We start from the raw sequence: 11,879 nt of genomic DNA, 5'->3' as shown, positions 1-11,879 counted from the left end.
TCCGCTCGCGCTGCTGATTCAGTGGAAAAGTACTGCTCAGCGGTCATCCAAATGCACCACTCGGCACGTGGTAGATCATGCGTGACTGGTTGCCTTTGATAGCGCGGGTTCGCACCCGGGAGTCAGGCGGCGAGGGCGTGGGCGCGCGTCGCGTTGACTCGAACGCCGGGAGCCGTATTGAAACGATATCCTTCGCCGCGGATCGTCGTGATGAGGTCGGCTGCCGAGTCCAGCTTCTTGCGCAGTCGACGGATGTGGGCATCAACGGTGCGCGACTGCGCGTTGAGTTCGGATCCGCTCCACACGGTGGTGAAGAGCTCGTCGCGCGTAACGGCGCGGTCGGCATTGAGGACGAGGTGCGCGAGGAGTTCGTACTCCTTGCCGCACAGCTCGATGCGGTTGCCCTTGACGACGACGTGTCCGCGGTCGATGTCGATGTCGACGTGGGCGGATGCAAGGCGCAGACCGGCGAGGATATCGAGGAATTCCTCGAAGGTGGTCTGCGGCGCTTCGTCGATGTTACGAACGGAGGACGAGGTGGGGGCATTGACGAGAGTCATGGTTGTATCCGATTTCTTCGGTGCCGCTCGCCCGCTCCACTTCAGATGTGGGTCCGTCGGGGCTTGATGAGTGGCGGCAGTGATTGACAGGGGGATGGTCAATCACATACACATTCGCCCGCGCATGTCGGCGCGCAGCATGAAGCGCTGGCCGAGCATCTCGCAAGCAAAGTTCGTCATGGCACACAGCGTGCCAGGAGCGACGGCGCCGGTCAAACGACGTCCCAGATCCCGGACTCATGTCACACGGGGGCGCTCGCCATCCCTTCGACGTTCGACGCAGTACGCCACTCGAGATGAATCGAGCCCGAAGCGTGCATCTGACACGGTGTCAGGATGTCTGATGGACTCATGGACAATGACAACCAACTGTTGCACATCGGATTGTTCTCCAGACTGACGGCGATCAGCGTGAGGATGCTCCGTCACTATCAGGAACGACGGGTGTTGGAGCCTGCCCGCATCGATCCTTTCACCGGCCACCGCTACTATTCACCGACCCAGCTCACCGACGCCCACTGGATCGTGAGGCTTCGCGATGCCGGACTCGGGGTCAATGAGATCGCTCAAGTCATGGCGAATCGTGAGGATCCCGAGCGCCTGCGCCTCATCCTGTCGGCTCATGGGGAGCGCCTTGAGTCCGATTTTGCTCGCCTGGAGTCCAGACGACACGTATTCCAGCAGATCAACACCTACCTTCAGGAGTCCACCATGGATATCGACGTCCGCCAGATTCACATGCCCGAAATGATCGTCGCTTCATTGCGCAGAGTCCTCGCATCCTACGGCGACGAGGGCGTCCTATGGCAGGAGATCGGCCCGCTCATGGCTGCGAGCGGCGTCGGCATGCCCGACCATGGAGAGGGCATAGGAGTATCGGGAATCCGATGTCGATGTCGATGTCGAAGTATGGCTCCAGGTTCCGTCCTCGTTCACGCCCGTCGCTCCCCTCGAGTGCCGCATCATTCCCCCGTGCGAGGTCGTAGTCGCAACGCTGCAGGGCAGTTACGAGGGCATGCCCGAAGTCACCGCCGCAGTGGGCACCCACATCGCGGCGAATGGCTTGAGCGTCGGCCCGATGTTCAACATCTACCGGGTGAGCCCGGCACAGAACCCCGATCCGTCGACATGGGTGACCGACGTCTGCTTCCCCATAATCGACTCATGAACCTCCTGTCCTATCGCAACGCACACAGTTTCCCTCATCCATCGAGGCTGCGCGTTTTCGCCGAGTCTGTGACCTACAACACCCCCATTGATTACGCCGCTTCGGGTCAACCAGTCGCTGGGATGCCGCCCCTGCACTGCACATGCCGTCCTCCCCACCGCTTCACCGCCTCGAAGGCTCGTCAGTTCAATCGACGGTGCCGCTCAGTCGACCGTGCCACGCGCATATCGACCCGGAACGCCCCACCACTCAGCACACCCATAATTAAATTCCGCTAACCGCTCTTTACGAAGGCTGCCCTTAGCTGTTATGAATAGGATGGATTTTCATCAGTTCGTCGCATCGAAGGAGCGCCATGTCCGATATTGCAGACCAGATCCGCACCTCGAAGCGCACAGGATTGCGTGACTCGGCACTGGGAACGCGGAACCTCATGACTATTGCCGCACTCAGCGTCGTCGGCGCACTCTTCGTAGTCCCGCTGTCGATCCTCACCCCCGTCTTCGCGACCACCCCCAAGGCGATCCTTATCATGTGCGCCACCATGGGTGCCTGGTACATCGCCTACCTCCTACCGGGACTCTTCGTCCCCAAGCCGGGGGCATTCCTCATCGCGGGTCTTCTCATCGGCATTATCTCCACCTTCACAACGCCGCTGGGTCCCAGCGCCATCATCGGCAATCTCATCGGCGCCGCCCTCCTCGAGATCCCCCTCGCCCTATTCCTGTACAAGAAGTGGACATGGTGGAGTTACGGACTCGGTGCAACCGTATTCGCCGGCTTCAACTCCGCCATGTACGGTGTTGCCTACTCCGTCTCCCAGAACCGAAGCGAGTACATCCTCGGCATCGTCTTCGCGATCATCTCCTGCTATGCGACACTCGCACTGTGCATCCTCTTGCGCCGCTCCCTCATACGCTCCGGCGTCGGAGTGGCCAGGTGATCCAGAATCACCCGAAGGGAAAAAACGTCCGCGCGGGGGACAATGCCCGATCGAAGGGCGGAGCACGCACCGCGCAGGCGGGTGCCGACCATCCGATTGCCCGCTTACGCGGCGTGCGAGTCCACTATCACGCCACCGGCGCGTGGACGCCTGCAACGCCCGTCGACCTGGATCTTCTCAAGGGCTCACAGACTGTTCTCATCGGCCCGTCCGGATGCGGCAAATCGACGCTCACACTCACTCTCAACGGCCTCGTCCCCCACTCGATCCCCTCCGACTATTCGGGGTCCATTCTCGTCGCGGGAACCGAGGTCGCCGATGCGGATATCGCTCCGCTCGCCCAGCGCGTCGGCCTCGTCATGCAGGATCCGGACTCTCAGATCGTGACGCGCAGCGTTTGGGACGAAGTCTGTTACGCCCTCGAGAATCTCTGCATCGATCGGAAGGAAATCGATGAGCGCGCCGCCGACGCGCTGCGATTACTCGGCATTGACGACCTCGCTGCGCGCGACCCATGGACCCTGTCCGGCGGTCAGCGCCAACGGGTTGTCCTGGCAGGAGCGCTCGCCGTGCGCCCCAGCCTCCTCATTCTCGATGAGCCGACGGCGAACCTCGATCCGACGGCCGCCAGGGACTTCCACGAAGCACTCACACGCATCACCGATGAGGCGATGACGCTGCTCGTCATCGAACATAATCTCGACTATCTTGCACATCGCATCGACCGGGTCGTCGCACTCGACGCGACGGGCTCTATCATCGCCGACGGCTCACCCCGACAGGTCTTCTCCGAATACGCGGATGCCCTCGTTGAGGCGGGAATCCGCATCCCGGTGTCTGTCCGACTCGGTCAGCGCCTCGGTTCCGCTCCTCCTCCCCTCACCCCCGATGAGACGACGGCCCTGCTCGCACGGCTCGCACCATCCTTACCCGCACCGACAGCCGGGGACGCCTCCCTCACCGGAGGGCCGCCGTCGCGCGCGGATTCACTGCCCGCAGCGCTCGAGGCCGACAAACTGTGCGTCGATCGTTCGAAGAGGCCGGTCCTGCGCGGCGTCGATCTGTCGCTGTTCTCAGGGGAGATGGTCGCCCTGCTCGGGGTGAATGGAGCGGGCAAGTCTACTCTGCTGCGAACGCTTGTCGGACTGGAGGCCCCTCGATCCGGAACGATCAGGGTGAACGGACGGGCGGCGACCGGTTGGCTCATGAGGCGACGTATCCGCTCGGCGTGCACGCTGGTCACTCAGAACCCCGAGCACCAGTTCGTCACGGCGAGCGTGCGCGACGAGCTCGCCCACTCGATGCGACTGGCACGCTACCCCGCTCCGGACGTCTCAGCGACGGTCGAACGTCTGCTCGTCGACTATGGCCTGGAAGCATTCGCCGACCACAATCCCTTCACCCTGTCAGGAGGGCAGAAGCGCCGCCTCAGCGTCGCGGCGGCACTCACGATTCCCCGCGACGCGGTTCTCCTCGACGAACCGACCTTCGGACAGGACGAGAGCAGCGTCATCGCCCTCATGGAGCATATACGGGCCTTCGCGGATCGGGGCGGCGCCGTTCTCTTCGCGACCCACGATCTCGATGTGGCGGCTGCACACGCCGATCGGGTCGTCGTCCTCGACGCGGGATCCGTCATCGCAGACGGGCCCGCACGCGCCGTCTTATCCGATAACGCTCTTCTCGAGCGGGCGGGTCTGGTACCGACACCCCTGGCCATCATCGCAGCGAGGGCGCGCGAGGCCGACGCACGCATTCCGCAGTGGATCTCATGGGCCGATGTCCCCGTCATGAGTGGAGTCCATCAATGACTATTCCCCTTCCGCCGCCGCCCCCGATTCAGCCGGGTTTATCGGGCAGGCTCCGCTTCGATCCCCTCGCGCCCCTCATCGCCGTACTTCCGTTCATCGCGATCGTGGGGCTGTCGCTGTCGTGGCATCCCGCTGTACTCGTGTGTGCGGTGGCGGCGGTGCTGCTCATCATCATTCAGCCACGCCGCGGCTCCATCAGTGTCCTCGCCGTCGCTGTTTTCCTGTCCGTGCTCACGTTCGGCTTCGCCTCCTCGACACCTGGGGCGCCCGTCTTCGACGAGGCCGCCCCGCTCGCCCGACTGCCGTTATTCGAGTCTGATCAGTGGAATACGGCGCTCAACATCACTTCCCGTATCGGAGCGATCCTCATGCTGCTGCTCGTAGCGGGGCTATTGTCGGACCCGGAGGACACGGTGAGGGCCTTTGTCATCCATCTCGCGATGCCGAATCGAATCGATCAGGCAGGCATCGCCGCCCTCGGATTCGTCCACGCGCTGCGAAGAGAACAGCGTTCGATCCTCGAAGCACATATGTTGCGCGGTTCCAGCCTCGACATGCCGATCCTCGAATGGCCCATTCGGTGGATGCGTTCCATGCTCCCCCTCGTTGCAGCTGCCGTCCGCCACGCCGAGAGGGTATCGATGTCGATGGACGCGCGCGGTTTCGGAGCATTCAACACGCGGACCGAGTCCACAGACTTCTCATGGCGGCGTCGCGACACGGCGCTGCTGGTCGCCGCCTTCATCGTCGCCGCACTCCTCATCCACTCCATCTGGGACAGTGGCTTCGCCCTGACCCCCAATCGTTCGTGAGCACCATGAAACCGACTATTACACTGTCCACGCTACTCAGACCCGTCTATCCGGCGCTCCTGATGGTCTTCGCCTGCGGGGTCGCTTCAGCGGGATTCATGCTCCTGTCGCCGATCGCCGTGACGAGGCTCGCCGCCGGAGCCCTTGATCGGAGTCTCACCGCGCCCCAGACGTGGTTCTGGCTCGCGATGATCCTCGTTGGTTTCGCAGCCGCCCACCTCCTCGGGACGGGCTCAACCGGATACGCACATATCGTTGAACACCGATTCCGCCACGACTTACGAGAGCGCATCGCCCGCCACGTATCCCGCCTGCCGCTGGGGTGGTTCGTCTCAGAGTCCTCCGGCCGTGTCCGCACCATCATCGCGCAGGACGTGACGAAGATCCACACGATCATCGCGCATCTCGGTACCGACCTCGGCACTGCCATCGGCACGCTGCTCCTCGGCTCCATCTACCTCTTCATCTTGTCGTGGCCCTATGCCCTCGTCATCGTCGGATGGGTGTGCCTCTCCCTCGTGGCTTTCATCGTCGCGATGATGTTCAATCCGGCGTCCGGGATCGACGAATTCACCGAAGCGGAGAAGGACCTCGCCTCGTCCACGGTCGAAATGGTCGACGGCATCGCCACAGTCAAGGCCTTCGGCACGTCCGGCAGTCTCTTCCAACGCTTCTCTAACGCCCTCGACCGGTACACGACCGCCTCCTACGAGTGGATGAAGGGACCGGGCAGGCCAATGGCGATCCTCATGGTCCTCATCTCCCCCGCCGGGATGCTCGCCCCCGTCATCCTCGGTGGTTGGCTCCTCGCATCCCTCGGAGTCATCGAACCGATCCTCATCGTCCCCTTCCTCCTCGTCGGCATCGCACTGCCCTCCGGACTCGACAACGTGGTCCCCCTCGCCCATCTCATCAGTCAGGGACAGGATGCAGCGACCAGAATCGGCGTCCTCCTCTCACAAGACGTGCTCCCCGAGAACAGCGCCCCCGCACTCCTCGATCCCAGTGCGCCCGCCGATATCGTCTTCGAGGACGTCTCCTTCCACTACCACGAGGACGGGCCCGATGCGCTCAGCCGCATCTCAGTATCGTTCCCCGCCGGTTCGGTCACCGCTGTCGTCGGACCCTCAGGCTCAGGCAAATCGACTCTCGTCAAGCTCATCGCCCGCTTCTGGGATGTGAGCGAGGGGAGGATCCTCTTGTCCGGCGTTCCCATCCGCGACCTATCGACGTCGGACCTGCTCTCACAGCTCGCCATTATCCTTCAAGACGGCGGGCTTCTCACCGATACCGTCGCCGAGAATATCCGCCTCGGCAAACCCGGGGCCACCGATGCAGAAATCGTCGAGGCGGCCAAGTCAGCGCGCATCCACGACCGCATCATGGAACTGCCCGATGGTTACGACTCCGTCATCGGCACCGAAGGCGCCTGCTTCTCCGGCGGTGAGGCCCAGCGCATCGCACTTGCGCGCGCATTCCTCGCCGATTCGAGGGTTCTCCTCCTCGACGAGGCGACCGCTCAAGCCGATCCTCATTCCGAACGGCGCATACAAGAGGCCCTCGGAGCCCTCTCCAACGGTCGAACCACAATCGTCATCGCACACCGACTCGCCACTATCGTCGACGCCGACCAGATCCTGGTACTCGATTCCGGGCGGATCAGTGAAACCGGCACCCACGCCGAGCTCTTGGCACGCAGAGGCACCTACGCCCGACTCTGGGAGGCGCAACAATGATCAAGACCCTCTTCTCACTCATCGATAATCCCGGGCCGATGAGAACGATCATCACCGCGCACACGCTCTCCGGAGTCTTCCAGGGCGCCGCACTCGCCCTCCTCGTCCCATTCCTCTCATCCTTCCTCACAACGGGCAGTACCGATCCGCTATGGCTCGCCACCGTCCTCATCGCCGTGGCGGCAGCAATGATCCTGTCGATGATCGGCTCGATCATCGCTTTCCGCGTCGCCGCATTCGACGTGTGCGGCTCTCTCATCCGCACGGTGGGCTCGCGCGTCCAAGAGCTGCCGCTGGGATGGTTCGATGCGACGACGACGGGCAGGGTGGCGACGGCGACCTCGACGAGTATCTCCACCCTGTCCCATCTGCCGTCCATCGTCATCCCAAAACTCGCATCCATGGGCGGCTCCGCCGTGACCATCGCTGTGGCTGCCCTCCTCTACGACTGGAGAATGGCAGCCGCGATGGCTCTCTCGATCCCCATCTGCATCGTCGCCCTGAGGATGCTGCGGCGCACCGTCGTGCGCGCACACATCGCCGAAGAGGAGACGATGCAGACGCTCAGCTCGAGGATCCTCGAATTCGCCAGACTCCAGCCAGTCCTGCGGGCGACTGATTCCCTTCAGGGCGGCTGGGAGCCGCTGAGCAGTGCACTCGACCACGAGCACGAGACGACGACTCGAGCAGAATTGTCGAAGGGCCCGGCTGCTTCCCTCTTCCATGCGGGCGTCGAAGGCGGACTCATCCTCGCGCTCGGCATTGGCGCCTTTGAAATGCTCGGCGGAGCCCTCGAGCCAACGGTCTTCATCGCCCTCGCCCTCATGGCGGTCCGATTCGCCGAGCCCATCGGCATGCTCGCCTTCTATGTCGACCCACTCCATCAGTCGCAGGTGGCCCTCGACGATATTAGCGCGATCGTCGGCACCGACGCGCTCCCCGAACCCGTCGACTCCCATGCGAAGAGGCCCGATGCGCCTTTCACCGTCGCCCTCGACAATGCGTCCTTCTCCTACACGCCGGGCGTCCCCGTCGTCACCGGGATCGACCTGGAGTTGCCGGCGCACTCAGTCACGGCGCTCGTAGGGCCGTCCGGGTCGGGCAAGTCAACCCTCCTGCGCCTTATCGCGCGCTTCTGGGACGTCGACACCGGGTCGATCAGCATTGGAGGGGTTGATGTGCGGAACATGAGGGTGGCAGATCTCATGGACCGCGTGTCGATGGTCTTCCAGGACGTGTATCTCTTCGATACGACCATTGAGGAGAATGTGCGCATCGGACGCACCGACGCCACCGATGACGATGTGGCACTCGCGGCGAAGAGAGCCGGCCTCACGGAGGTGATCGACAGGCTCCCCGACGGGTGGGACACGCGTGTCGGCGAGGGCGGATGCGCACTGTCGGGCGGTGAGCGGCAACGAGTCGCCATCGCCAGGGCATTCTTGAAGGATTCTCCGATCCTTCTACTCGATGAGGCGACGAGCGCCTTAGACGGCGTCAACGAGGCGTCGGTGACGTCGGCGCTCGCCGACTTGTCGCGGGGACGCACCGTCCTCGTCATCGCCCACCGACTCTCAACGATCCGACGAGCCGATCGCATCGTCGTCCTGCGCAATGGCCAAGTCGAGGCTATCGGCACCCATGAGGAGCTTTACGAAACACAGGGCACCTACCGCGAGTTCTGGGACGATCAGTATCATGTCGAGCGCTGGAGGATATCCCGCTCCGCATAAGCGCCCGCCGATGCTATCGCCGAAATACACGGGCGGGACCGCTCTCTTTTTCGAAGACGGCTCCGCCCGTATTCGGCGCCCCCGACAGGACTCGAACCTGCAACCTCGGGATTAGAAGGCCCTTGCTCTATCCATTGAGCTACGGAGGCACGGCGCGGACGCCGGATACAAGCCTACCCGGCGTTCGCGTCGACCCCCAAAGCGGATGCGGCTCACCACAGCTTCAGTCCCTCACTGATTGAAGGGCCCGGGCGACAGTCCCATAAGCGGGGCATCGCCGATCACGCTCGGAGTACTTGCCGAGGGTGGCGCAGACGCTCTCTTCCCCCGGGGAGGCGCACCGACTCGAACCTGTAATCTCAGGATCAGTCGTTGTCACTCTCGCGGCGCTGTCCGCGGCCATCGCAGTGACCGCGGACAGCGCCATCTGCGCATCCATGTCTTCTGCCGTGGCCGCGCCCCTCGAAGCCGAAACCCCGTTCGCGCATGAGGATCATCTGATCGAGCCTTTCACCATCGATGCGCCCGCGGGCTCCTCGCTTCCACTCATCGACGGCTTCGTCCTCGTTGATGCCGAGGCCCTCTTCAAGGGTGGCGATCATGGTGTCGAGGATCGCCATGAGCGAGGCAACCCGATCATCTGAGAGGCCCTGAAGCGGATCTATGCCTCCGACTCCGACACCCACCTGCACAGCGGCGCCCTCGTCGGTGAGGTGCACCTCCATAACGCGCTTGTCGCTCAGGGACGGGGCGCGGGTGATATATCCATCGGCTTCGAGCTTGACGATGAGTTCGTTGAGGGATTGTTGACGCATTCCGAGCAGGAATGCGAGATCGCGGGTCGGGATCGGGCTCGACAGTTGCAGGGCGGCGAGGACGCGCCCCTGCCCCCTTGTCGGATCGGCGAAGCGTCCGTGACCGGCTCGCGCGTTCGCACGATTGCGGCGCATGAGCCATCCGTAGCGGCGGAGCCGCTCGCGGCACTGTATTCGCATGGCGTCCATGATGTCTCCTCGTCTCACAGCACCTTCTACAGGCAGCTGTATGAATTGAACACTCTTAAGATACAGGTACCTGTAATACGCTGCAAGCGGAAACTTCCCTCAAAGAACGGGTGAATGCGATGGGCGCCGATGGAGTCGACGCTGCCCGGGCTACTCGACGGCCTTGAGGAAGGTGAGCTGGGAATACGGCTCTTCGATGAGCTCATTGAGCCGATCATTGAAGGGTTTGCCGTAGGGCATGGCGAGGTGCACGTGGAAGGCGTCCTCGTCGAGGTACTTCTCAATGACGATGAAGCGATTCGGATCATCGGCGTCGCGATACGGCTCGAAGACGACATTGCCCGCTTCAGTGTGCACATTCTGGGCGAGGTCGACGATCATGTCTGCGACTTCGTCGGCGCATCCGGGGCGGGCAGTGAAACGGGCGATGAGAACCTTCATGACGATCTCCTTCGATCAGTCGCTACGAGCACGTCCATCGTAGGCTTCCGTCCCTGGGCGGGTAGAGAAAGGGCCCGGTACAGATGCACCGGGCCCTCTGCAGATTCGAGGTCAGGCCTCGACATCCAGCAGACCGTTCTTGTACGCCTTCGCCAGGCGACGCGGGACACGGATCTCACGGCCGGCAACCTTAACGGTGTTGAGCTCGGTAAGATCGGCCTTCCATGTGCTGCGGCGAGTGCGGGTGTTCGCACGAGACATCTTCCGCTTCGGAACTGCCATGATCGCGCCTCCCCTCTCTATCTGTGTAGTCGTATGGTCGGGATGGTGACTGCGATTCTTCGCAGTCGCCGTCCGACGCTCGGCGCCGCGAGAAGGACCCGACCGGCCTTTTCCCACTGACGGCAACCCGAAAATAGTAGCATGCGGGCCGCATATGCCTAAATCTCAGAGCGGGGGTGCGACTGCGATCCTCGTTACAGCAATGGCATCGCCACGCGCTCCCACCCACTCAGCCCTGCCGGGCCTTGAGACGTGGATTCTTCTTGTTGATGACGTACAAGCTCCCTTTTCTGCGCACGACTTTCGAGCCCGGCTGTTTGGCGAGGGATCTCAATGACGCTCGGACTTTCATCACTGCTCTCTTTCACGGCGCCCCGCATAGCGCTCGCCATAGCGGGCGCGGAACTTCTCAACCCGCCCAGCGGTGTCAATGAGACGCGACCTCCCGGTCCAGAACGGGTGGGAGGCCGACGAGATCTCCACGTCGGCCACCGGGTAGGTGTTCCCATCCTCCCATTCGATCGTCCGAGAGGATGTCATCGTGGACTTGGTGAGGAACGCGAAGTTCGCAGCCCTGTCACGGAAGATGATCGGGCGGTAGTAGGGATGGATTCCAGGTTTCACGGTTCGACTATCTAACTGTCGGTTGCTGGTCGGGTCACCAGGAGGACTTGGTCACTCCGGGAAGTTCCCCGCGCAGCGCCATCTGACGGAATTGAACACGCGAGAGTCCGAACTTGCGCAGGTAGCCGCGGGGCCTCCCATCGCTTGCACCACGTCCCCGCACGCGGGTCGGCGAGGCATCTCGGGGGAGGGCGTGAAGCGCCGCCATTGCGACGTCGCGCTCCACCGGACTGAGATTCACATCGACGCAGGCCTTTTTCAGTTCGGCACGGCGCTGTGCATACTTGGCAACGATTGCGGCTCTTTGCTTATTGCGCGCGATTTTGGATTTCTTCGCCATATCAACGGATCTCCACGAATTCAACGTGTGTGCGAACGATGGGGTCGTATGTGCGGATACGCATCCGGTCAGGATTGTTGCGACGGTTCTTGGTGATGACGTAGCGATACCCAGTGTCGGCACTCGATTGGAGGGTGATGATCGGGCGCAGGTTTTTGCTCTTGGCTGCCATTAGAACGTCTCCCCTCTGGCGCGCATATCTGCGACGACCGTCTCAATGCCGAGTTTGTCGATGGTCTTGATGCCCCTGGCGGAGACGGTGATCGCGATGTGGCGCCCCAGTGACGGCACCCAATAGCGCTTCGTCTGGACGTTGACATTCCAGCGCCTGCGGGTCTTACGATGCGAGTGGGAGACCGAGTTGCCGAAGCCAGGGGTCGTACCGAGTACTTGGCAGTGTCTACTCATGGCGGGTCCTTCGTAAT

At 62.7% G+C, this 11,879-nt stretch carries 15 protein-coding genes, 1 tRNA gene and 2 pseudogenes; 7 read left to right on the top strand and 11 right to left on the bottom strand.

Features of this window, described 5'->3' with window-relative positions; all coding sequences use genetic code 11:
- Positions 1–122 precede the first annotated feature (122 nt).
- Positions 123–560: a winged helix-turn-helix domain-containing protein gene (locus BQ7471_RS04935; RefSeq protein ID WP_076464677.1), complete on the bottom strand. Its 438-nt coding sequence runs from the start codon at positions 558–560 to the stop codon at positions 123–125.
- A 336-nt stretch (positions 561–896) separates the two neighbouring features.
- Here BQ7471_RS04935 and BQ7471_RS11895 point away from each other — a divergent pair.
- Positions 897–1,079, top strand: a pseudogene (locus tag BQ7471_RS11895) (MerR family transcriptional regulator); the annotation flags it as partial.
- Here BQ7471_RS11895 and BQ7471_RS11795 read toward each other — a convergent pair.
- Positions 1,053–1,184 (bottom strand): hypothetical protein, encoded by a 132-nt coding sequence (locus tag BQ7471_RS11795; RefSeq protein WP_268874465.1) that lies wholly within the window; start codon positions 1,182–1,184, stop codon positions 1,053–1,055. The pseudogene BQ7471_RS11895 and the gene BQ7471_RS11795 sit on opposite strands and share 27 nt — an antisense overlap.
- A 280-nt stretch (positions 1,185–1,464) precedes the next feature.
- On the opposite strand from BQ7471_RS11795, the pseudogene BQ7471_RS11640 reads away from it, so the two are divergent.
- The 6 genes and pseudogenes from BQ7471_RS11640 to BQ7471_RS04905 all read left to right on the top strand — a co-directional run.
- A pseudogene (locus BQ7471_RS11640) lies at positions 1,465–1,728 on the top strand (GyrI-like domain-containing protein); the annotation flags it as partial.
- A 355-nt stretch (positions 1,729–2,083) separates the two neighbouring features.
- Complete coding sequence (locus tag BQ7471_RS04925; protein WP_076464675.1) at positions 2,084–2,671, top strand: ECF transporter S component; 588 nt, start codon at positions 2,084–2,086, stop codon at positions 2,669–2,671.
- Positions 2,668–4,482, top strand: coding sequence for an ABC transporter ATP-binding protein (locus tag BQ7471_RS04920; protein WP_159438520.1), 1,815 nt, complete (start codon positions 2,668–2,670; stop codon positions 4,480–4,482). Before BQ7471_RS04925 ends, BQ7471_RS04920 begins: the two co-directional genes overlap by 4 nt.
- Positions 4,479–5,294 carry an energy-coupling factor transporter transmembrane component T family protein gene (locus BQ7471_RS04915; RefSeq protein WP_076464674.1) on the top strand — a complete coding sequence of 272 codons (816 nt, stop codon included), beginning with the start codon at positions 4,479–4,481 and terminating at the stop codon, positions 5,292–5,294. The genes BQ7471_RS04920 and BQ7471_RS04915 overlap by 4 nt, the downstream gene beginning before the upstream one ends.
- 5 nt (positions 5,295–5,299) lie before the next feature.
- Positions 5,300–7,030, top strand: coding sequence for an ABC transporter ATP-binding protein (locus tag BQ7471_RS04910; protein WP_076464672.1), 1,731 nt, complete (start codon positions 5,300–5,302; stop codon positions 7,028–7,030).
- A complete protein-coding gene (locus BQ7471_RS04905; protein ID WP_076464671.1) occupies positions 7,027–8,763 on the top strand; it encodes an ABC transporter ATP-binding protein in 1,737 nt (578 codons plus the stop codon). The genes BQ7471_RS04910 and BQ7471_RS04905 overlap by 4 nt, the downstream gene beginning before the upstream one ends.
- A 76-nt stretch (positions 8,764–8,839) precedes the next feature.
- Here BQ7471_RS04905 and BQ7471_RS04900 read toward each other — a convergent pair.
- The 9 genes from BQ7471_RS04900 to rpmB form a co-directional block, all read right to left on the bottom strand.
- Positions 8,840–8,912: transfer RNA gene (locus BQ7471_RS04900), tRNA-Arg, on the bottom strand.
- A gap of 216 nt (positions 8,913–9,128) precedes the next feature.
- On the bottom strand, positions 9,129–9,767 hold the full coding sequence (locus BQ7471_RS04895) for a MarR family winged helix-turn-helix transcriptional regulator (RefSeq protein WP_076464669.1): 639 nt from the start codon (positions 9,765–9,767) through the stop codon (positions 9,129–9,131).
- Between the two features lie 150 nt (positions 9,768–9,917).
- The gene (locus BQ7471_RS04890) at positions 9,918–10,208 is read right to left on the bottom strand and encodes a putative quinol monooxygenase (RefSeq protein WP_076464668.1); all 291 of its coding nucleotides are present in this window, start codon (positions 10,206–10,208) and stop codon (positions 9,918–9,920) included.
- Positions 10,209–10,319: 111 nt separating this feature from the next.
- Entirely contained in the window at positions 10,320–10,490 is a 171-nt protein-coding gene (gene rpmF, locus BQ7471_RS04885; RefSeq protein ID WP_076464666.1) for a 50S ribosomal protein L32, read from the bottom strand.
- Positions 10,491–10,719: 229 nt separating this feature from the next.
- Positions 10,720–10,842, bottom strand: a complete 123-nt coding sequence (gene ykgO / locus BQ7471_RS04880; RefSeq protein WP_076464665.1) for a type B 50S ribosomal protein L36 — start codon at positions 10,840–10,842, stop codon at positions 10,720–10,722.
- Positions 10,842–11,114, bottom strand: coding sequence for a type B 50S ribosomal protein L31 (locus BQ7471_RS04875; RefSeq protein ID WP_076464663.1), 273 nt, complete (start codon positions 11,112–11,114; stop codon positions 10,842–10,844). Before BQ7471_RS04875 ends, ykgO begins: the two co-directional genes overlap by 1 nt.
- Before the next feature lie 34 nt (positions 11,115–11,148).
- Complete coding sequence (rpsN, locus tag BQ7471_RS04870) at positions 11,149–11,454, bottom strand: 30S ribosomal protein S14 (RefSeq protein WP_076464661.1); 306 nt, start codon at positions 11,452–11,454, stop codon at positions 11,149–11,151.
- 1 nt (position 11,455) lies between these two features.
- Positions 11,456–11,626 (bottom strand): 50S ribosomal protein L33, encoded by a 171-nt coding sequence (gene rpmG / locus BQ7471_RS04865; RefSeq protein WP_076464660.1) that lies wholly within the window; start codon positions 11,624–11,626, stop codon positions 11,456–11,458.
- The gene (gene rpmB, locus BQ7471_RS04860; RefSeq protein WP_076464658.1) at positions 11,626–11,862 is read right to left on the bottom strand and encodes a 50S ribosomal protein L28; all 237 of its coding nucleotides are present in this window, start codon (positions 11,860–11,862) and stop codon (positions 11,626–11,628) included. The genes rpmG and rpmB overlap by 1 nt, the downstream gene beginning before the upstream one ends.
- Positions 11,863–11,879 lie beyond the last annotated feature (17 nt).

Origin of the sequence: Actinomyces mediterranea (assembly GCF_900155595.1) — a bacterium.
Taxonomy (GTDB): Bacteria; Actinomycetota; Actinomycetes; order Actinomycetales; family Actinomycetaceae; genus Pauljensenia; species Pauljensenia mediterranea.
The sequence above is the reverse complement of the archived record's forward strand: the minus strand, read 5'-3'. Positions and strand labels throughout refer to the sequence as shown.

Coding starts and splice junctions, on each gene's coding strand:
- BQ7471_RS04935 (WP_076464677.1), bottom strand. CDS start 560: ATGACTCTCGTCAATGCCCCCACCTCGTCCTCCGTTCGTAACATCGAC.
- BQ7471_RS11795 (WP_268874465.1), bottom strand. CDS start 1,184: ATGAGCCGACAGGATGAGGCGCAGGCGCTCGGGATCCTCACGATTCGC.
- BQ7471_RS04925 (WP_076464675.1), top strand. CDS start 2,084: ATGTCCGATATTGCAGACCAGATCCGCACCTCGAAGCGCACAGGATTG.
- BQ7471_RS04915 (WP_076464674.1), top strand. CDS start 4,479: ATGACTATTCCCCTTCCGCCGCCGCCCCCGATTCAGCCGGGTTTATCG.
- BQ7471_RS04910 (WP_076464672.1), top strand. CDS start 5,300: ATGAAACCGACTATTACACTGTCCACGCTACTCAGACCCGTCTATCCG.
- BQ7471_RS04905 (WP_076464671.1), top strand. CDS start 7,027: ATGATCAAGACCCTCTTCTCACTCATCGATAATCCCGGGCCGATGAGA.
- BQ7471_RS04895 (WP_076464669.1), bottom strand. CDS start 9,767: ATGGACGCCATGCGAATACAGTGCCGCGAGCGGCTCCGCCGCTACGGA.
- BQ7471_RS04890 (WP_076464668.1), bottom strand. CDS start 10,208: ATGAAGGTTCTCATCGCCCGTTTCACTGCCCGCCCCGGATGCGCCGAC.
- rpmF (WP_076464666.1), bottom strand. CDS start 10,490: ATGGCAGTTCCGAAGCGGAAGATGTCTCGTGCGAACACCCGCACTCGC.
- ykgO (WP_076464665.1), bottom strand. CDS start 10,842: ATGAAAGTCCGAGCGTCATTGAGATCCCTCGCCAAACAGCCGGGCTCG.
- rpsN (WP_076464661.1), bottom strand. CDS start 11,454: ATGGCGAAGAAATCCAAAATCGCGCGCAATAAGCAAAGAGCCGCAATC.
- rpmG (WP_076464660.1), bottom strand. CDS start 11,626: ATGGCAGCCAAGAGCAAAAACCTGCGCCCGATCATCACCCTCCAATCG.
- rpmB (WP_076464658.1), bottom strand. CDS start 11,862: ATGAGTAGACACTGCCAAGTACTCGGTACGACCCCTGGCTTCGGCAAC.